Annotated in this window: 14 protein-coding genes; 2 read left to right on the top strand and 12 right to left on the bottom strand. The window is 70.5% G+C overall.

Going from position 1 to position 19727, the window contains the following annotated elements; all coding sequences use genetic code 11:
• Positions 1-6: 6 nt before the first annotated feature.
• The 4 genes from ACFU6I_RS20425 to ACFU6I_RS20440 all read right to left on the bottom strand — a co-directional run bounded on the left by ACFU6I_RS20425 (position 7) and on the right by ACFU6I_RS20440 (position 3492).
• Positions 7-1107, bottom strand: coding sequence for a helix-turn-helix domain-containing protein (locus ACFU6I_RS20425; RefSeq protein WP_384368512.1), 1101 nt, complete (start codon positions 1105-1107; stop codon positions 7-9).
• A gap of 126 nt (positions 1108-1233) precedes the next feature.
• Positions 1234-1506, bottom strand: coding sequence for a hypothetical protein (locus ACFU6I_RS20430; RefSeq protein WP_384368515.1), 273 nt, complete (start codon positions 1504-1506; stop codon positions 1234-1236).
• 166 nt (positions 1507-1672) lie between these two features.
• Complete coding sequence (locus ACFU6I_RS20435) at positions 1673-1894, bottom strand: hypothetical protein (RefSeq protein ID WP_384368518.1); 222 nt, start codon at positions 1892-1894, stop codon at positions 1673-1675.
• An 89-nt stretch (positions 1895-1983) separates the two neighbouring features.
• Positions 1984-3492, bottom strand: coding sequence for an APC family permease (locus ACFU6I_RS20440; protein ID WP_384368521.1), 1509 nt, complete (start codon positions 3490-3492; stop codon positions 1984-1986).
• 226 nt (positions 3493-3718) lie between these two features.
• Between ACFU6I_RS20440 and ACFU6I_RS20445 the strand changes: the two genes are divergently transcribed.
• Positions 3719-4459 (top strand): GntR family transcriptional regulator, encoded by a 741-nt coding sequence (locus ACFU6I_RS20445; protein ID WP_384368524.1) that lies wholly within the window; start codon positions 3719-3721, stop codon positions 4457-4459.
• Positions 4460-4513: 54 nt separating this feature from the next.
• Entirely contained in the window at positions 4514-5716 is a 1203-nt protein-coding gene (locus tag ACFU6I_RS20450; protein WP_384368527.1) for an amidohydrolase, read from the top strand.
• 346 nt (positions 5717-6062) lie between these two features.
• Here the strand turns inward: ACFU6I_RS20450 and ACFU6I_RS20455 are convergent, their stop codons facing one another.
• From ACFU6I_RS20455 to ACFU6I_RS20490, 8 genes are all read right to left on the bottom strand, one after another.
• Complete coding sequence (locus tag ACFU6I_RS20455) at positions 6063-7100, bottom strand: formylglycine-generating enzyme family protein (protein ID WP_384368530.1); 1038 nt, start codon at positions 7098-7100, stop codon at positions 6063-6065.
• 228 nt (positions 7101-7328) lie between these two features.
• Positions 7329-8471, bottom strand: coding sequence for an ROK family transcriptional regulator (locus ACFU6I_RS20460; protein ID WP_384368533.1), 1143 nt, complete (start codon positions 8469-8471; stop codon positions 7329-7331).
• A 297-nt stretch (positions 8472-8768) separates the two neighbouring features.
• Entirely contained in the window at positions 8769-10979 is a 2211-nt protein-coding gene (locus ACFU6I_RS20465; RefSeq protein WP_384368536.1) for a DUF4838 domain-containing protein, read from the bottom strand.
• 209 nt (positions 10980-11188) lie between these two features.
• On the bottom strand, positions 11189-12205 hold the full coding sequence (locus ACFU6I_RS20470; RefSeq protein ID WP_384368539.1) for an aliphatic sulfonate ABC transporter substrate-binding protein: 1017 nt from the start codon (positions 12203-12205) through the stop codon (positions 11189-11191).
• Positions 12202-12984 (bottom strand): ABC transporter ATP-binding protein, encoded by a 783-nt coding sequence (locus ACFU6I_RS20475; RefSeq protein ID WP_384368542.1) that lies wholly within the window; start codon positions 12982-12984, stop codon positions 12202-12204. The genes ACFU6I_RS20470 and ACFU6I_RS20475 overlap by 4 nt, the downstream gene beginning before the upstream one ends.
• 4 nt (positions 12985-12988) lie before the next feature.
• The gene (locus ACFU6I_RS20480) at positions 12989-13810 is read right to left on the bottom strand and encodes an ABC transporter permease (protein WP_384368596.1); all 822 of its coding nucleotides are present in this window, start codon (positions 13808-13810) and stop codon (positions 12989-12991) included.
• A 59-nt stretch (positions 13811-13869) separates the two neighbouring features.
• Positions 13870-15357: a sulfatase-like hydrolase/transferase gene (locus ACFU6I_RS20485; RefSeq protein ID WP_384368545.1), complete on the bottom strand. Its 1488-nt coding sequence runs from the start codon at positions 15355-15357 to the stop codon at positions 13870-13872.
• Between the two features lie 370 nt (positions 15358-15727).
• The gene (locus tag ACFU6I_RS20490) at positions 15728-19078 is read right to left on the bottom strand and encodes a beta-galactosidase (RefSeq protein WP_384368548.1); all 3351 of its coding nucleotides are present in this window, start codon (positions 19076-19078) and stop codon (positions 15728-15730) included.
• Positions 19079-19727: the final 649 nt, after the last annotated feature.

Below are 19727 nucleotides of genomic sequence, written 5' to 3' on the forward strand. Positions count from 1 at the left end.
CGGTGCTCAAGCGGCCAGGTCAGCGGTGATACGGAGGGCATGAACGATGTCGTGGATGCCGGTGCCGTGGGTCAGTAGGTCGCGGCCCAGCAGAGCTTCGGCGGTGCGCAGGTGGGTTCGAACGGTGTTGCGGCTGATACCGATCCGGCGGGCGGCGTCCTGGGCGTCGGCGTTCGCGTCGATCCACGTCTGCAGGGTGCGGCGGTGGTGGGCTGGCAGTGGGCGGAGGAAGGCCTGGGCCCAGGCGCCGGCGGGATCGGTTTGCAGCAGGTCGTCCAGGGTGGGGGTTGGGTTATGCGTCTCGGGTTCGGGGCCGGCGCATGTGCTGGTGAGGGCGAGGGCCAGGTTCACGGCGGCGCGGGCGCGGACGTCGTCGAGGTCCAGGTCGAGGGCCCGCCCTGCGCGTCGGAGGTGGGCGGTGATGGTGTTGCGGCTGATGTTGATGAGACGGGCCACGGCGGATCGGGGCATGGCCATCGTGAGACGGGTGATGTCGGTGGTGGTCTTCGGGAGGGCATCCAGTGGACGCAGAAGTGTACGGGCCCAGATGAGGGCCTGCTGGCGTGGCAGGAGGCCTGCCAGCGGACTCTGGCCGTCGTGCGGGGCGATGCGGGTGGGGGTGCTGCGGGCGACGGCCAGGGCATGGGTGGCCTGGCTGCAGGCCTCGGCCGTCGCACCCAAGGGGTGCGGGTCGCTGATGCCCAGTGCATAGTGCGGGTTGTCGCGCACCAGGCGGCGTAAGGCCTCACCCCGGCCCAGTGCCTGGCGACTTGAACCGTCGACCTCCTCCTCGTCGTCGGCTATGAGACCGATCAGATGTTCCTTGAAAGCGGGGCACTGAACGATGAGGTCCCGGCCGTGGTAGCCAGAAGGGTCCTGATAGGCCCGCGTGATCGGGTCGCGGTCGGTCGGAGGGCAGCGCAGCAGATAGACCCGGAGCCGGTCGGCGTCCAGCAGCGGCGGAACGGCACCGGTTGTCATACGGCGGGCCAGAGTCGGCTCACCCGCCAGCAGCGCCGAAAGCACAGCGAACCGCAGCTGGCGCGCCTTGTACTGGTAGCCGCGCAACGTCCGGTCGGCGTCCCAGGCACGACGCAGGACAGTCATGAGACTGCCGGCGTGCGAGATCAAGGCCACCACCCCCGAGCCCGGCACACAACTGCCGACCGCGACCAGCACCCGGCGCGGACCATTCGCGCCAAGGGCCTCACAATGCACATACAGGTCGTCCACTCAGGTCGCCGCCGCGGCCGTTCCACCACCGCACAACTGCCCCAGCAGCGGAGCCAGCGGGCCCAGAATCCTTTCCCCCGGACAACCCTCAGTGGACATCTCCACCGTGCCCGCCGCGTCCGCCGCCAGCGCCACGTCCACGCCGGTCTGCCGGTACAGCCACTCGAGAACCTTCCGCACGTCCGGCTCGGCCCCACTCGACGCCTGCCGCCTCATCTCACGCAGCAGCCCGTCCAACCGAGCGGCCTGCCACTGCGCCCCCGTGTCCCCCACGACCCCGTACCCCCTGTGCCGAAAATCCGCCGTCTGCTCTCACCATGACACGCGGCGGATGCGGTGGTGACCGTGCAGTCGCCGACACAACCGCGCACAGGGCCGGCTGCCCGTACGCCCGCCGAGCACTACCCGGCGCATGGCTGCGCCGACGACTGTTCTGGCGCTACGCGCCGGTCTGGCACCAGCGCTGAACGGTCAGCGCGGCACGGGGGTGATCAGGGCGACGCCGTGGGTTGTAGCCGTGGGTGGCGCAGCGCACGGCGAGTTCGTGCTGCTTGGTCCTGGAGGCGGGCAGACGCCCGTTGTCGATCCGGTCCGCGTAGCGGTGGCTCCAGTCCTCCACGAGCAGCACCTGGTCGACCCATTCGGGGCATGCGGCGGCCACCAGGATCGGGCAGGTTCCGGATTCGGCGACGGTCCGCCGGCGCCGTCCGGCAGAGCGCGGAAACCAAGAGTCCCAACAGCGTCAAGTACTCAGTCCCGTTCGACATCCACCTCGGTGAGTTGCGCGTACCGCCCGGGGTCGGTACGGCGGATGCGCAGGGCCACCACGATCCCGGCCACGAGCACCACCGGCAGCGGCACCAGCAGCGCCGCGTTGACCGCCCCCGTGCGTCCGGTGAGCAGGTCGAAGTGGAGCGTGGCGAGCACGGACAGGACGGCGAGACCCACGAAGGCGATCAGCGGTGCGACCGCGACCCGCCAGACCGACATGCCGCACCGGTCACGGCGGAAGAAGAAGCAGACGGCGAGCGCGGCCAGCGCCTGCATGATCATGATGCCGAGGACGCCGGTGCTGTTGGTCCACAGGAAGATCTCGGAGTACGGATCCGCGCCGATCAGCGCACCGCCCACCACGATCACCAGGCCGAAGACGGTCTGCACCACGACTGCCGTCACCGGTGAACCCTGCCGGGCCGACACCCGGCCCAGCCGGCGCGGCAGCAGGCCCTCGCGGCCCAGGGCGTAGAGATAGCGGGCCGCGGCATTGTGGAAGGCGAGGGTGGCGGCGAACGCGCTGACCACGATCAGCACATGCATGGAGTCGGCGAGCCAGGGGCCGACGAACTGGTCGGCCGCGTGGAATGTCAACTGTGGGCCGTCCGACGACCGGGCCATCGCGACCGACTCGTCCGTGCCGAAGCTGCCCATCAGGATCCACACCCCGACGGCGTAGAACAGCGCCAGGAACCCGATCGCGACAAAGGTGGCGCGGGGCACCGTGCGCTCCGCGTCGCGTGCCTCCTCGGCGTAGATCGCGGTCGCCTCGAAGCCCGTGAACGCGCCGATGACCAGGACGAACATCCCGGCCATGCCGCCGGAGGAGGCCAGCACGGACGGATCGAAGGACGTGAGGTCCAGGGCGTCGGTTCCCCGGCCCGCCAGCACCCCGATATCCATCACCAGCAGCACCAGGACCTCCAGGACCAGTGCCACCCCCAACACCTTCGCGCTCAGCGTGACCCGCAGCCAGCCCAGCACCCCGGTGCCCAGCACGCAGAGGGTCGACAGCGGCCACCAGGGCAGCTCCGCACCGGTGAGATCGCTCAGCGTCGTCGAGGCGAAGTAGCCGAACCCGGCGGCGACACCCGGGGCGACCAGGTTGTACGAGAGCGTCGCCAGGTAGGCGGTGGCGACGCCGAGCGTCCGGCCGAGCCCTCGGGCGACATACGCGTAGAAGGCTCCGGCATTGCGTACGTAGCGGCTCATCGCAGTGAACCCGGCGGCGAACAGCACCAGCAGCGCACCGGATACCAGATAGCCGAGCGGGGTGCCCGGACCGCCGATGCCGATGGCGAACGGCGCGACACCGGCCAGCACGGTCAGCGGCGCGGCCGCCGCCACGACGAAGAAGACCAGATCGAAGGTGCCGATCTGCCCCTTGGCGAGGCGCCCCGCCGGGCTGCCGGACGACGGGGCGGTGTTCGGGATACCGGAGGAGGGGGATGTGGGCGGCGGGACGGTCGTCGAGGGTTGCGTCATCGGTGGTTCCTCAGGTGCGAAAGGGCGGCAGGACGCCGAAGTTGATGCCGACACCAGGCATGGGTCAGCGGAAAAGACCAGTTCAGAGCGGCCGGATTAGGCGCGGCGCTCAAGCTATCTGGTATACCGAATACCAAGCAAGGGTCTGCAGAACCTTTCCGAAATCTGCGATGATCACGGCACGGGAGCCGGAAGAGACCGGCTCAGACGGGCAGGAAGCGAGTCCATGAGCAGCAGCCGAACCGCCGGCCTCACCGCCACCGGCACCATCGGTGCGGCACATCAGTCCCTGCGCGACCAGGTCTATGTGGAACTGCGCGAAAGGATCATCGACGGCCGCTACCCCTCCGGGCACCGGATCGTCGAGCGGGAACTCGCGGACGAGCTGGGGGTGTCCCGCATCCCCGTACGGGAAGCCATTCAGCGACTGGAGACCGAGGGATTCATCGCCGCCCAGGCACGAAAGGGCGCGTTCGTCGCCCCGCTCGGCCCGGCCGAGGCCGCGCACTTCTTCGACATCCGGGAACGCCTGGAGGCGCTGGCGGCCTCGCTGGCCGCCCGGCACGCCGACCGGGACGGCCTGCGCACCCTGGAAAGGCTCCTGGACCGAGCCCGCCGCGTCGCGGACTCCTCCCGCCGGACCCGCGAACTGGGCTCGGTCCATGCCGACTTCCATCAGCAGATCGTCGTCATGTCCGGCAATCCACTGCTCCAGGACCTGATGGCACCGCTCGACGGCCGGTTGCGCCGGCTCTTCAGCCTCACCTCCGAGCCGGGCGACGGGCCCGTGATGTGCGGCGAGCACGAACTGCTCTTCGAGGCGATTCGGAGCGGCGACGCGGAGGTGGCGGAACGGATCGCCCGCAGCCATGTGGCCGGGACGCGCGATACCGCGATGCAGATGCTCGCCGCCACCACCGCGGCCACCGATGAACCGACGGATCCCGGCCCCCGTCGGCGGCCCTGACCAAGACGACCGTCCCACGCACGACGTCCCGCACCACGAAGGAGAGCCCGCCCCATGGCGACGCCCGCCCCCGCCTGCCCCCATGTCCTGTTCACCACCGTCCGTTCCCTCGACGGGCGCACCCGTGACCTGCTGGTCTCCGACGGCCGGATCGCCGCGTACGACCCGGCGGAGTTGCCCGACGGCTGCGTGACCGTGGACGCCGCGGGAGCCCTTGCCCTGCCCTCGCCCGTCGACGCGCACATCCACCCCGACAAGTCGACCTGGGGCGGGCCCTGGCTGAGCCGCGAACCCGCCGGCACGCTCCGGGACCTGATCGACGGCGATGTGCGGGCCAGGACGGCTTTCACGACTCCGGTGGAGGAGCGGGTCGGGGCACTCATGGACCGGGCCATCGCCCGTGGCACCCGCGCCATGCGGGCCCATGTGGATGTCGCCCCCGTCCACGGCCTCTCCGGGGTGCACGGGGTGCGGGCGGCGGCCGATGCCCGCAAGGACCTCCTCGACGTCCAGATCGTCGCCTTCCCCCAGCTCGGCCTGTTGAGCGAGCCCGGAACCGCCGAACTCATGGAGCAGGCCCTGTCCGAGGGGGCCGACGTGGTCGGCGGCCTCGACCCGATCGGCATCGACGGCGACATGGACGGCCAGTTGGACTTCGTGTTCGGGCTGGCCGCCCGCAAGGGCGTACCGGTCGACATCCATCTGCACGACGGCGGGCCCGCCGGCCTGCGCCAGGTCACCGAGATCGCCCGGCGTACCGTCGCCACCGGAATGCAGGGATGCGTCACCCTCGGCCACGCCTTCGCCGTGGCCGAGCTCGGGGGTGACGAACGCGACGCCGTAGCGGCGCGGTTGGCCGATGCCGGCGTCTCCCTGGTCACCTGTGCCCTGGGCGGTGACCCGGTCCTGAACCCCGCACGGCTCACCCCGCACGGCGTGCGGGTGGCCGTCGGCTCGGACGGCGTGCGCGATGCCTGGACGCCGTTCGGTGACGGCGACATGCTCGCCCGGGCCCATCTGCTCGCCTACCGCACGGATGCCCGCACCGATGCCGAACTCGCCTCCTGCTACGAGGCGGTGGCCCAGGGCGGCGCCTCCCTGCTCGGTCTGCCCGCCTCCAGGCTGGAGACCGGGGACCCGGCCGACTTCGTCCTGGTGGCCGCCGGTTCGCTGCCCGAGGTAGTCGTGGACCGCCCGATTCCGTCCATGGTCGTGCGGGCCGGCCGGGTCATCGCCCGCGAGGGCCGGCTGACTTAGAGGAGCTACCGGACCGGTCGGCCGCGGTCGAGCGCGCGGTCGGTGAGGGAGCCCGCGCATCCGGTGTACCGGGCGGGGGCGGTCAGTTCGCCCCGTTTCGAGGCCGGCGAGTTCGGGCTCCTCGTCCAGCACGTCGGCATCGACGGAGCCCAGTTCATGCCGACCTTCGGCCGGATTGCCTTACACACAGAGGAGGCGAACGGACCTTCTGCGGACGGCTGATCAGGCCGCGATCGGTAGTTCAGAGAACGTCGCCCTCACCTGGCGACGTTTCTGGTGCACGATCGCCTGTTCGTCCTCGGACAGGCGGCGGTCGCGCAGGCCCGGCACCGTGCGATGGTGACGGTCACTCGGAGTAGGCGCAGCGGAAGCCGGTGTGCCCGGCGGAGCTGTCCGGAGCGTTGGCCGTGCGGGCGGCGACCCGGTAGCGGTTGCAGTAGGAGTGGTGACACATGTGGGAGCCGCCACGCATGACGCGGGCCTGGCCGGTGACTGGCCCGAGCGGGTCGCTCCGGGTCAGGGGGGTGTCGGGGGCGTGCCAGTCGGGGCTGAACCAGTCGGCGCACCATTCCCAGACGTTGCCGGAGGTGTTGAACAGCCCGTAGCCGTTGGGGGCGAACGCGTTCACGGGGGCGGTGCCGGTGTAACCGTCCTCGGCGGTGTTGCGGTGCGGGAAGTCGCCCCGCCAGATGTTGCAGCGGTGGCGGCCGTTCGGGGTGAGTTCGTCACCCCACGGGTAGCGCCGCCGATCGAGCCCGCCGCGGGCGGCCATCTCCCACTCCGCCTCGGTGGGCAGGCGTTTGCCGGCCCAGGCCGCGTAGGCATGGGCGTCGTTCCAGGAGACGTGCACCACCGGGTGGTTGGATCGGGCACCGATCGAGGAGCCGGGACCTTCGGGGCAGCGCCAGGACGCTCCGCGCACGGCAAGCCACCAGGGCGCGCCCGGCACGGTTCCGTCGATGAGGTGGCGGCGGGCCTCGGGGGCGAGGAAACCGGCGAAGACGTAGGACCAGCCGAACTGCTCGGCCTCCGTGGTGTATCCGGTGGCTTTGACGAAAGCGGCGAACCTGGCGTTGGAGACCGCGGCGGTGTCGATGTGGAAGGGCTTGAGTGTCACCTGCCGGACCGGGCCCTCGCCATCGGCGGGGAACGCGTCGGCGTCGGCGCCGCCCATCCAGAAGGTGCCGCCGGGGATGGCGGCCATACCGCGCAGGAGGTCCTGGCGATCCCGCCGTGCCGGACCCGGCGCCCGTCCGGTGCGCTGCGTCCCGGTTCCCGATGGGCCGAAGGGGCGGCGCGGGCCGCAGCACGCGCCGCCACCCCCTGCCGCCGCGCCGTCCGACGAGGGCGAACCGTGACTCAAGGAGATGTCGATGCCGTCCATGACGTTCCTTCCCGTCACACACGCGGCGGGGCAGCCCACTCGCCGACGCGGACGTCGCCCGCCAGGCCGTCGCACCAGCCGCCGGCCTCGCCGGAATGCGGAGCCGAATTTTTCCTTGTTCAGATCATATTAATGAGACCCTGACCCACGCAACGCGCATCAGCGTGTTCCCAAGTCGAGCCCCGAGACCATTTCGACGACCGGGAGACCGGCCCCGGACCGGGGCGTTCAGTCGGAGACCGTCCTCTGCCGCAGCAGGAGGGCCACGGCGCCCAGAGCGGCCGCGTTGACGCCGAGGTCGGCCTGGACCACTTCGACCCGGCGCCTGGCGAGCGGGAGCGCCAGCTGTGCCACGGCCTGCCTGACCGGGTCGAGGATCAGGGAGCCGAGCTGCGCCAGCTCTCCTCCGACGACGATCCGGGAGGGGTCGAGTTGCGCCACCGTCCCCGCCAGCACCCCACCGAGCCGCCGTGCCGCGGCGCCCACCACCTCCATGACGACCGGCGACAGGTTCTGAGCGGCGGAAACCAGCCCGTCGAGTCCGTCCACCTCAAGGCCCCGCCGGGCGCACTGCTCCAGCAGGACGGCCCCGCCCGCGAAGCCCTCCAGGCACCCGCGGCCACCGCAGTGGCAGCGTTTGCCAGCGGGGTCCACGCTCACATGGCCGATCTCTCCGGCACCCCCGTGCGCACCGGCCACGGCCCGGCCTCCGACCACGAATCCGCCGCCGATTCCGGTGGACCAGCGCACGTACACCAGGTCCTCCACCGCGCGGCCGGCACCCCAGGTGGCCTCGGCCAGCGCCGCCGCCCGCGAGTTGTTGCCGAGAGCCACGGGCGCGTCGAACACATCGTTCAGCTCGCGGCGGACCTGCTCGATCTCCTCCGCGTCGATCTCGACTCCCGGTACACCGGCGAAACCGGCGCCCAGACCGGCCAGCGCGGCGAGGCTGATGCCCGCCTCCGCGCCGGCGCTGCGGATGAGGTCCACCGCCGCGGGAACGACCACGTCCGCGCGAACACAGGAAGGCACGTCGCACGCGCCACTGGCCACGACCTCGTGCGACGCGTTGACGATGACGGCACGCATCCGGGCCCGCCCTATGTCCAGGCCGGCGTACAGGCCGGCCGCAGGGTTGAGCACCACCTGCGAGGCCGGGCGGCCCCGGCTGCGGCTGCCGTTGTCGACGGCCTCGCGTTCGACGAGAACTCCGCTGTCCAGCAGTGCCGCAACGGTGCTGAACAGCGTCGTCTTGGGCAACCCGGTGCGGCGTCCCAGCTCCGCACGGCTCAGTGCGCCGGATCGTCGGAGTTCGGCGAGAACGAGTTCGTCGTTGGCGGCCCGGGCACGGCGGGCAGGGGTAGCCGTCACAGCATCATGATGGGCCCTGGACAGGCTTTCCGGCAAACTTCGGAAGAATTCCCCACCGTATCGAATGTGCGGGGGAAGACCTTTCCGAGCAGGCCTGTTCATCACTCCGGCTGCGTGTCCGCCGTTCTGCGGCACCACTTCTTCATCACACATAGTCCTGGATTCGGACTAAAGATGTCGAGGTCCCAGGCCCGGGAAGGCGAGGCATTTCAGCGATGTCCTGATGGACGGGCAGGACGACGCCGGGTACTCGCCTCCCCGGACATCCGCGTTCCTCCTCCTGGCGCGGTGCGGTCTCTACGACCCGAGAGCCTTGAGGACGACCTTGGGCAGCCTGGTGCCCTCCTCCGTCCTGAGGGTGAAGACGACCTCCTGGCCGCCGGCAGGCAGTTGACCGGACGCGGACAGCGTCACGGTGACCGAGCGGGTGCGTTGCCCGGCCACCCGGAGTGTCCCGGAGGACGGCGCGACATGCAGGCCGGAGGGTGCGTCGGCCTGCCAGGTGACGGTGTGTCCGGTGAAGTCGACGTCGTAAGCAGTGAGCGTCACTTCGGCGGAGCCACCGGGCGCGACCGTGACACGGTCGGGTACGACACTGCCGGCGGCGGGGCTTCGGTACTCGTCGGCGATCGCCTGGCGTATTGCCGCGTCCTGATACGACGGACTCTGGGCACCCCACCGCTGCCGCACCTGCTGATTGGGCAGCACCACTCCGGCGAACCGGTTGGCCTCCACCGCCCGGCGGTACTTCTCACGGACCGCGGGGGTGCCCGAGCGGCCCACCTCCATGTCGGCCAGCGCGATGTCGGTGTTGAGCACCAACCGGTCGACGACGAGCCGTCCGGAGTCGTCGGCCACGCCGTCCCGGGCGTCCAACAGCGCCGTCCGGGCAGCGGAGTAGTGCTCCACCCCGTCGGCCGCACCAGCAGTGCCGTTGAAGACGTCGGGATCCTTCCCGGTCGCGGTGAAGTAGCGGCGCATCGCCGATACGGCGGCCGGGCCGAACCGCGCGGTGAGGTAGCCGTCGAGGTACGCCGGGCCGTCCAGGCCGGGGTCCCATGCCTTGGCCGCCACCAGTGACTGCAGGTGCTCATGTGGGATCCAGTCAGCGGGCTCGCAGTACATGCCCATGCCGTCGACGCCCAGGGCCGCCTCGAACGCGACGTCCGCGGAGACCGTGTCCAGCACCTGCACCGGCAGGCTGCGCCAGCGGTAGCGCCGGTAGTACTCGTACATGCACAGCGTCCCGTCGAAGGACTCCCGCCACCGCCTGAGCGGCCCGGCCAGCTTCGCGTTGGCGGCGACCGCCGAGTCGCCCAGTCCCCCGGTGTAGTTGCGGCTGTACGGGGCGAAGTCGACGATCACGTCGGGGTCGCAGGCGTAGGCCGGATCCGGCGGCTCCACCGTGGACGCGTACGCGATGCGCTCAACCCGTACGCCGGGCAGTTGCTCGCGCACGGCCGCGGCCAGCTTGTTGACCACGACGGACTCGGCGTTGGACGGCGTACCGTAGCGGCGCAGGATCTCGTTCTGGAACTGCCAGACGTCCGGCGGCCAGCAGTCGAAGACGGTGATCTCCGGACGTGCCCGGAGGTATTCCACGACCCGGGAGACATAGGCGTCCAGCGCCTCTGGGTTGTAGATGTCGAACAGCGGCCCGCCCGAGGTGTAGTACTGCGGGTACTGGGCGGGCGGCAGGAAGCTGTCGTAGCCGTGCCCGCCCACCTCGACGTTCAGGCCGCGGCGGGCCGCCTCGCGGGCGATGACGTCGCGCATCGAGTCGTAGGTGGTCACGCCCTGGCCGAGGTAGTCCTTGGGTATGACCAGGGTGTTCAGGCGGTTCTTGGCCATCCAGTCGATCAGCGGCGGCAGCGAGGAGCGGGTGTGGCTGTAGCCCTCCTCGACGTACTGCCGCCGCAGCGCCCAGCCTGGCCTGCTCACGTACCGCTGCGGCGTCACCCGCAGCGAGCGGGAACGTGGGACGTGTTCGGAGTGCCCCTCGTAGAAGGCGAACGACGGGGCGAAGAAGCGGACGCCGAATTGCTCGACCAGGGCGTAGGCGGCGTAGAGCGGGCCCCGGTCGCCGGTGCCGAGAAGCACTGCGCGGTCCTCGCCCGTGACGACGGCGAACGAGTCGGCCGGTGCGTCGCCCAGGGCGTCCCGGGCATCGGCGATCCAGGCGTCCGGCACGATGCGGGACCGGCCGGAGCGCAGCACCACCCCGCTGCCGGCCGGTGTCCTGGGGCGCACCTCCGCCTCGGCCAGCGGCAGGCTGACGCCGGTGATCGCCAGGACGTAGTCACGCACCTCTTCGGCGGCGAACCGCGCCACCTCGGAGCCGTACCAGGTGATCGTCGCCGCGGCGTGTTCCCCATCGACGAGGGGCAACGGTCCACCGGAGTCGGCGGGCAGGGCAGACGCAGGGGTGGCACCGAGGGGCAGCAGGGCCGCCGCGGCTGCGCCGGTGGCACCGATGAGGAAGCTGCGGCGGTGAAGACGGGTCTGCAAGTGAGGCTCCTTCGGGTCTGGCTGCGGATACCGTGACGTGAAGCCGATTCATTCCGGGTTCGGATCGATCGCGCGGACAGTTCGTCGTTCGACGCGAGGCGCCGTCGAAGGTCGCCGCCGCTGGAGTTCCTCGACGGAGCCCGGCCCGGAGCGGGCTCCTGCGGCGGCCCCCTGGCCGGCGGTACAGATGCCGCCGGCGGAGCCGGCCGCTACTGGCGGCCGGCGGCCGTGTCGGCCGCCTTGTACTGGTCACCGAGGTAGTAGTTCTTGGCATCCCCCGGAGAGGACAGCTTGCCCATCTTGACGAAGACCCCCGCCAGGCCGTCGAACCAGCCGTTGACCGTGCCGTCGCCCGTCAGGTCGGTGAGCTCCCGGGAGGAAAGGATCTTGACGTACTTGGTGGAGCCCGCGAGCTGGTCCTGGGGGAGCTTGAGGAAGTCCGCCGCGACCTTCTCGGATTCCTGCGGGTGGGCGGCGATCCAGTCGTCGGCCTGCCGGAGCACCGAGGTGACCTTCTTGGTCAGGGCGGGGTCCTTGGCAGGGAGGTCCGGCCTGGCGACGAAGACGTTGGGGAAGGTCAGCTTCGGGTAGTAGTCGCTGGTCCGGCTGATCTCGACAAGGTCGGGGACGCGCTTTTTGACCGTGTCGATGAGCGGATACCACAGAGCTGCCGCGTCGACCTGGCCGGAGGAGACGGCGGTGACGATGGTGCTCGGGTCCATCGTGACGCGGGTGACGTCGCCCGGCTTCAGACCGGCCCGGTCCAGCGCCAGGTTGAGGATCATGTCTCCGGAGGTGCCCTCGGCGACCGCGACCTTCTTGCCCTTGAGGTCGGCGGGCTTGCTGATGCCGGTGCCGGGGCGGGCAATGACGCGGTCGGCCTGGCCGAGCATGTTGACCGCGATGATCTTCGCCTTCCCCGAGGCGGGAAGCCACAGGGCGCCCGGGCCGAGATAGCCGAAGTCGAGGTCGCCGGCGCCGAGCGCCTGGACCTGCAGGGGGCCGTTGGTGAAGACCTTGAGATCGGGATCGAGCCCGGTCTTCTCCCAGAGGCCCTGCTTGGCGGCCACGGCGAGTGCGGCCGAGCCGCTGTAGTCCGCGATGTAGCCGAAGGTGACCTTGGTGCCCTTGCCGGATGACGAGGGAGCGCCGTCGCTGCCGCAGGCGGTGGCGGTCAGGGCGAGGACGGCGGTCGCGGCCCACAGGCCGATGGTTCTGCGCTTCATGATGCTGCCCCTTCGAGCATGGACGGCTGGTGGTACACGGCGTTCCAGACCTGCCGCCGCAGTGCGGCGAACTCGGCGGACAGTCGCATCTCTTCGGTACGGGGATAGGGCAGGTCGACCGGGATGATCTGGTGGATGCGCCCGGGGCGTGCGGCCATGACGACGACCCGGCTCGCGAGGTACACGGCCTCGTCCACGTCGTGGGTGATGAACATGACAGTGCGGCGGTCGCGGCTCCAGGTCTCCAGCAGCGAGTCCTGCAGACGAACGCGGGTCAGAGCGTCCAACGCACCGAAGGGTTCGTCCATGAGCAGGACCTTGGGGTCCACGGCGTAGGCCCGCGCGATGGCGCACCGCTGCTTCATACCTCCGGAGAGCGTCTTCGGCAGAGCGTCGGCGAAGTCGGTGAGACCTACGATGTCGATCATCCGCCGTGCGGCGGCCCGGCGTTCCTTCTTGCCGACCCCTGCGACCTTCAGCCCGAACTCGACGTTCTCGCTGACGGTCATCCACGGGAACAGTGCGTACTGCTGGAAGATGACGCCACGTTCGGGGCTGGGGCCGTACACGGTCTCGTCCCCCACGGTGACGGTGCCGCCCGTCGCCTTCAGCAGGCCGGCAGCGACGTTGAGCATGGTGCTCTTGCCGCATCCCGACGGCCCGACGACCGTGACGAACTCGCCGTCCTCGATGGTGAGGTTCACATGGTCGAGGGCGACGAAGTCACCGCCCTTGGCGTCGAAGTTCTGGTAGACGTCGTGGAATGTGATGGCGGGCATGGGGTTACCTCCTCTCCTGCCACCCGGTCAGCCTGCGCTCGGCGAACAGCAGGCACCGGTCCATGGCCAGGCCGACGACGCCGATGACGACGAGTTGGACGAACATCGTGGGCAGGTCGTAATAGAGCTGTGCCTGCTGCATCCGGAAGCCCAGGCCGCTCTGGGCCGCGATGAGTTCGGCGGCGACGACGGTGGCCCAGGCCGCGCCCAGGCCGATCCGCATGCCGACCAGGATGAAGGGGGTCGAGGCGGGCACCACCACGCCCAGGAACACTCTCCCGTCCCCGGCACCGAGTACCCGGGCGGCGTTGACCAGCGTGGAGTCCACCGACACCACGCCCTGGAAGGTCGACACCACCGAGGAGAGGAACGCGGCCAGGAAGATGACGAAGACCTTCGGGGTCTCGCCGATACCCATGAGCACGATGGCCAACGGGATGATCGCCAGTGGCGGCACCATCCGGAAGAACTGCAGCCAGGGCTCGACGAGACGGCGGACGATCGGATACCAGCCCATCGCGAAGCCGATCGGCACCGCCAGGGCCACACCGATTGCGTAGCCGGTGAGCACGCGTCTGAGGCTGGCGCCGAGGTCGCTGAAGAGGGTGCCGTCGCCGATCAGGTCCCAGCCGCGCTTCAGCACCGGCAACGGGCCGGGGAAGCCCTGGATACCGCTGTGGGCCAGTGCGATCCAGGCCAGCAGGCCGAGGGCCGCGGAGCACACGGAGAGCAGGATCTCGCCCGGGCTCGGCCTGCCGGACCGGCGCCGGGTGCGGGTCGGCGCCTCAGCGGCGGTGGACCGGGGCGCGGTCGCGCCGGTCGTCATGGGGGCGTCCTTCGGGGAGTCCGGCCGCCGGCCCACTCCGGCGGCTGCCGTGTCCTGTCTCATGCGACCTCGTCCGCGACTCCGTCGACGTCGGGCGCGCGGCCGCCGCCGATGTCGGACATGTAGCTCATCCATGTGTAGGCGGGATCCCCGCGCCGGAGCAGCTCCTGGTAGAGACGCGCCGTCAGGTCGCTTCGTACGTCGGCGTACGCGGGAGCCTCGTGGACGTTGTGCAGCTCGTGCGGGTCGGCCTCGAGGTCGTAGAGCTCGTTGACGCTTTCGGGGTTGTAGACGAGCTTGTGCCGGCGGTCGCGGATCATGCGCTGCGAGTACGGAAAGTGGTGGCCGTGGAATTCGGTGACCACCTGCTCGCGCGTGCCGTCGGCCGGCTCGCCGCGCAGGACGGGCAGCAGGCTGCGTCCGTCGCACTCCGCGGGAGCGGGAAGTCCCGCGAGGTCGAGGACCGTGGGATGCAGGTCGATGAGGGTGGCGAAGTCGTCGCGGACCTGCGCCGGGCAGCCCGGTATCCGGACCAGGCCCGGGATGCGGTAGATGTCCTCGTACATGGCCGGTCCCTTGTCGTTGAGCCGGTGGGAACCGGTGAACTCGCCGTGGTCGGCGGTGAAGACCACCGCGGTGTCGTCCCACAGGCCGTGAGCCTTCAGGGCGTCCAGGAGACGGCCGACCTGGTGATCGATCATCGTCACGTAGCCCCAGTAGACCGCGATGAGCTTGCGCCAGGCGGCGGCGTCGAAGTGGTCCGCCGACCAGTAGTCGGCGTAGCGGCGCTGGATGTCGGGCTTGCCGGCGAAGGTCTCGGCCATGGAGGCCGGCAGCGGCACCGACTCGGGGTCGTACATGTCGTAATACTCGTCGGGGATGAGGTACGGCAGGTGCGGGCCGAACCAGTTGCAGGAGAGCATGAACGGCCTGCCCTCGCTGTGCCAGTCGGCGGCGTAGCCGTCGAGCAGCTCCAGCGTCCGGTCGGCGAGGTATGCCTCGATGGTGGCCTCGACGGGCTGCTGGAGGCGGCCGGCGATCAGGTGGCCGCGGCCGGTGCCGTTCGCCGCCGCTCCGAAGACCGGGTCCTTCACGGCGAACCGGCCGTATCCCCGGCTGTCCAGCCAGGCCTCGTAGGAGGGGTGGTGGACGGGGTTGAGGGCGCCGGGCAGGTGTTCTCCGTCCATGGCGTAGAACTCCGGGCCGCGGGTGCGGCCGATGTGCCACTTGCCCACGTGGCCGACGTGGTAGCCGGCGTCCAGCAGGGGCTGGGACAGCACCGGCGTGCCGTCCTCGACCTCGTCCCGGGCTCCGCCATTGCGCTCGGGGTTGACCAGCAGGCCGTGCCGGAAAGGGTGCTGGCCGGTGAAGAGCGAGGCGCGGGCGGGGGTGCAGATGGCGGTCGGGGTGTAGAAGCTGTCGAACCGGGTGCCCTCAGCCGCCACCGAGTCGAGTGCGGGGGTGTCGACCACCGGGTTGCCGTAGCAGCCCAGGGTGTCGACCCGGTGCTGGTCGGTCATCAGGAACAGGATGTTGCGAACTGGCACGAGCGGGAGACCTTCCGGTCGATTCAGGTGAGGAGGCGCGGAGCCGACGGGCACCACTGGCAAGGGGCCGCGGGAGGGCGGCGGCATTCTTTTTTTCCTGAGTCGGATCATATTTAGGCCACCACTGCTCCACAAGGGGTTCGACGGCGGCATCACCCGCCTCTTCGGGCCGTCCTGCATGCAGAACTGCCGCGCGAAGCGCTCATCCGGGCTCGATCAGCCGCCACCCACCCGCCTTTAGGGCGAACTCAGGAAGAAATAGCCGAGCGCTCCGCTGTTCTCCGGCGCGCGGGCCGGGCTCGGCCGTCGGGACGCGCTGGTGGCCGGACCGCTTGTGGCAGTCCGGCCACCAGCGTGGCAAGGGGCGGGGTCAGCCCTTTCCGGCGGGCGCGTCACCACCGAGGACGGCGTGGTAGCCGGGTGAGGCGTTCTGTCCGCCGCCGACACCGCCGAGCACCGTGCCGCGGTCGACGAGTCGGACCGCGTCCGGTCCGACGCCGGGCTGCTCGGCGGTGATCGCCAGTGCGATCGTGTTGGCCCCTCGGGCCTTGAGGAATCCGGAGGGAGTGACGAACTCGTCCTGAGGTCCGACGTTGTTGACGTACTGTCCGGTGTTCCAGCCGTTGACGAAGATCTGTACCCGGTACTTCGCCGCGCGTCCGGAGGCGTCCTCGATCCGCAGGCCGACCGCGGTGTCGGTGTCACGCGCCAGGTTCAGGTCGACGTCGGTGGAGTACCAGCGCACACCCGGGCGGTCGCTCTTCAGCGCGGTGGTCGTGGCCCAGGAAGCGGTCGGGGCTCCCGGCAGGTGCCAGCCCTTCCGCTCGCCGTACAGGCCGCCGTTGTTGTACAGGCCGCGCACGGGATCGACCGGGTCGGGACCGCCGACCGCGCCCTGGATCCGCCACTGGACCGTGCCGGCGCCGGGCACCGCCACGTCGGCCAGGCCCCGGCCGCCCTTGGAGCGTCCGTCGGCGGACCAGTCCTCGTACTGGCCCATGTTGCGGACCAGGATCGCGAGCACGGCGGGCTTGCCCGGTTCCGTCAGGTCGGCAGGGACCTTGTAGGTGGCGGCACCGTCGCCCTGGGCGCCGAGGTAGGTGCCGTTGAGCCACACCAGCGCGTCGCCAGCGGTGCCGGTACGGGCGGTGACAGTCACCGAGCTGCTCGCCGTCGTTGGGGTGTAGTGGCCGCGGTACCAGGTGTCGCCCTCGTGGAAGCCGTACTCGTCGGTGTCGAGCACCACGCCCGAGGCCGCGCCCGGACCGTGCCGGGGGTTGTCGGCCGTGGTGCGGCCGGCCCTCGCCCAGCCCGAGTCGTCGAAGTCGGGGGTGCGTTCGGGGTCGGAACCGGCGGTACGCCACTGTGCGAGCGCGGGCATGGCCGGGGCCTGCGGACCGGGAAGCGTGGCCACCAGGGCGCCCGCCGCGTCGCGGTGGGCGGGAACCCTGCGACCGTTCCAGCTGAGCACGGTGACGTCCCTCGGTGCGAAGACACGCAACCGCCCGGCCGAGCGGGTGTCGCCGGTCAGGTCGAGGCGGGTTCCGGCAAGGCGCGCGGTGCGGGCGAGTTCGGGGCCCTGGACGAGGACCTCGCCCTTGCCCGTGTCCAGTTGCCAGGTGTTGGCGATCGTGTCCCGGTCGGTGAGCAGGACGGTCAGGTCGTGGCCGTCGCCGCTGACGCGTACGGAGGTGGTGCCGCCGTGGGTGTAGTTGAGCCGCAGATCGCCGCGGGCCGCGTCCCAAGTGGTGGCGACGGGAGCGCCGTCCAGCTGTGTCACCTTCGGCCGGGAGGCGTACCGCAGAACGGTCTCACCGTCCTCGCCCTTCGTGCCGTCCAGCACCAGCAGGTCGTTGCCCACCGACAGCCGGGTGAGCACCTGGGAGGTGGAGTACACCAGCCGGTGCGGGCCGAACGCCCAGTCGGCGACGATGGCCATGGCGTCGCGCCCGTCCAGCGTGATCGCGGTGCCGGGCTGCTGCGGGACACGCGGGTAGCCGGTGGGCGAGGGCTGCGGCGCGGGCGGGGTCGTGGGGGTGGTGTCGATGGCGTCCACGGAGACGAAGGTGCCCTGCGACGCCGGGTCGCCCTTCTTGCCCGTGACGACGATCCTCAGTGTGTGCCGGCCCGGTCCGAGGTCGTCGGCCTCGTACTTGACCTGCTGGAACACCGCGGAGGCCGCGTAGCTGTCGACCGTGGCCTTCTTGACGCCGTCGATGTAGACGTCGGCTGTGCCGTGATTGACCGAGTCCGGTCCGATCCAGCGCACCACCGGTCCGTCGAAGGTGACCTCCAGGCTGTCGCCGGCCTTGTCGGAGAAGGTCTCGTCGTCCTTGTAGTCGCCGCTGGTCCAGCTCTGGCCGGAGGCGTGCTGCCAGGAGCCGGTGTATGTGAGGGCGTCCGGGTCGGAGTCGTTCCAGCGGTAGGAGGCCGGTCCCGGCGGACCGGGGACGGTGCCCAGGTCCAGCGGGAAGGTCACCTTGCTGGTCGAGGTGTCGTTGCTGTCGGCGTGCCGCAGGGTGATCAGCCGGGCGCCGTGGCCGGAGACGGAGGTGGAGGCGGCGTCCTCCGCGGACAGCCGCTGCCCGACCGCGACCTTCCCGCCGGTGGCGGTGACCGGGGGCGCGGTCACCGCGCGTGCGGAGGAGAGCGGCGCGACGGCCTGCTGCAGGTATCCGAACTCCTTCTGCACCGCGAGCTTCGGGGCGATCCGCCGGTCCTCGGAGAGCGCCGCGCCGTAGTCGTAGGAGGTGAAGCCCGACCCGGGGTCACCGGTCCAGCCCCAGTTGGTACCGCCGTACTCCATGTAGTAGTTGAACATGGTGACGCCGTTGGCCAGGTTGTTCACCGCGAACTGCCGGGTGAAGGCCGGGTCGACGAACTTGGCGCACTCACTGGTCTGGAAGTCGCGGCCCCACGCGGTGAACGCGCCGCCCTGACCCTCCGCGATGAACACGGGTGTGTCCGGCGAGTACGAACGGACGCGGGCCTCGAAGTCGCCGAGCCGCCCGCGGCTGCCCTTGCAGTCGAATCCGAGGGGGTAGGTGTCGAAGGCATACAGGTCGAGCTTGGAACCGCCGGGTCTGCCGGGCGCGTTCCAGCCGTGCCCGTTTCCCCAGTCGTTGTGGAACAGCGGCACCGCGATGCCGTCGTCCCGGACGGCGCTCTGCAGCTTCTCGATGTAGTCGATCCGCTGGGCGGAGTGGTCGATCTGCTCGTTCTCGACCTGGTAGGCGATCACGCTGCCGCCGCCGTCGGTGATTTGGTGGCGGGCGATGATGCGGTTGACGGCTTTCAGCCATTCCAGGTCGGCGGCCAGGTTCTGCGGGTCGGACCTGCGCGAGGCGCCGCCGTAGGTGGTGGTGTACGGGGGCAGGCCTCCCATCGAGGCCTCGGCGTTGATGTACGGCCCCGGACGGGCGATGACGTACAGGCCCTCCTGCTCGGCCATGGTGAGCAGGCGGTCGATGTCGCGGATGCCGGTGAAGTCGTAGGAGCCCGGCTTGCTGGAGTGGTAGCCCCAGAAGAAGTACAGCGAGACGGCGTTGAACCCGGAGGCCTTCATCTTCTGCAGGACGTCCCGCCACTGGTCGGGGCTGGGCAGCCGCCAGTAGTGGAACTCCCCGGACCAGATGTTGAGGCGCTTGCCGTCGATCTTCAGGGAGTCGGCGTCCCAGGTCACCGTGTGCCGTCGGCCGTCGTTGCCGGCGAATACCGGCACCTGCCGCGCGGCCACCGGCGCTCGGGGCGGTGGCGCGGTCTCGGCTCCGGCCGCCGTCGTGGCCGACGCCGTTACGGCCGATGCCGCGAGCGCCAGCGCGATTCCCAGCGCCAGACGGCGTACAGCGCCGCGTCGGCGCCTTCTGGAAGAGGGAGGGCCACCCGTACGGCGAGTGCCCGTGGTGTGAGTCATTTCTGTCCCTTCTGCGGGGTTCACGCAGTAGCAATTGCGTTGCTTGCTTGCGGTGTTCGCCTCGGCGCGGCCGTCCCTCCGCGGTCGGCGGCGGGCAGTGGTGGGCGCGCCAGGTATGTGCGGCCATCGGGCGGGCGACTGCGGGACTTCTTCCGGGAGGCCCGTACGAGAGCAGGCCGGGCGTCCGAGAGCTGCTCGGAGTGTCGGATGTCGATGAACGTACGGAGCAGGCTCCCCGGGCCAATGGTTACGACCAGGAATCAACACGTCCCGGCCACGTCAAACACGCATGCGTGCGTGCCGGCCGAGGAGTTGCGACGCGTGAGGAGTCCTGACGGAGCCGCGGGCGGACACCTCGGCCATCCGCATGCTCCCGCGAGGATCCGCAGCGGGGCCGTGCAGGCGGGCGTCATCGAGGCCACACCGCGGCTCGACGGCACCGCCGGACAACACCAGG

Origin of the sequence: Streptomyces sp. NPDC057486 (genome assembly GCF_042802415.1) — a bacterium.
GTDB classification, from domain to species: domain Bacteria; phylum Actinomycetota; class Actinomycetes; order Streptomycetales; family Streptomycetaceae; genus Streptomyces; species Streptomyces yanii.

Excerpts from the sequence above, each read along its gene's own strand:
- ACFU6I_RS20450 (WP_384368527.1), top strand. The coding sequence starts at position 4,514 with ATGGCGACGCCCGCCCCCGCCTGCCCCCATGTCCTGTTCACCACCGTC.
- ACFU6I_RS20445 (WP_384368524.1), top strand. The coding sequence starts at position 3,719 with ATGAGCAGCAGCCGAACCGCCGGCCTCACCGCCACCGGCACCATCGGT.
- ACFU6I_RS20470 (WP_384368539.1), bottom strand. The coding sequence starts at position 12,205 with ATGAAGCGCAGAACCATCGGCCTGTGGGCCGCGACCGCCGTCCTCGCC.
- ACFU6I_RS20475 (WP_384368542.1), bottom strand. The coding sequence starts at position 12,984 with ATGCCCGCCATCACATTCCACGACGTCTACCAGAACTTCGACGCCAAG.
- ACFU6I_RS20425 (WP_384368512.1), bottom strand. The coding sequence starts at position 1,107 with ATGACTGTCCTGCGTCGTGCCTGGGACGCCGACCGGACGTTGCGCGGC.
- ACFU6I_RS20455 (WP_384368530.1), bottom strand. The coding sequence starts at position 7,100 with ATGGACGGCATCGACATCTCCTTGAGTCACGGTTCGCCCTCGTCGGAC.
- ACFU6I_RS20440 (WP_384368521.1), bottom strand. The coding sequence starts at position 3,492 with ATGACGCAACCCTCGACGACCGTCCCGCCGCCCACATCCCCCTCCTCC.
- ACFU6I_RS20480 (WP_384368596.1), bottom strand. The coding sequence starts at position 13,810 with ATGACGACCGGCGCGACCGCGCCCCGGTCCACCGCCGCTGAGGCGCCG.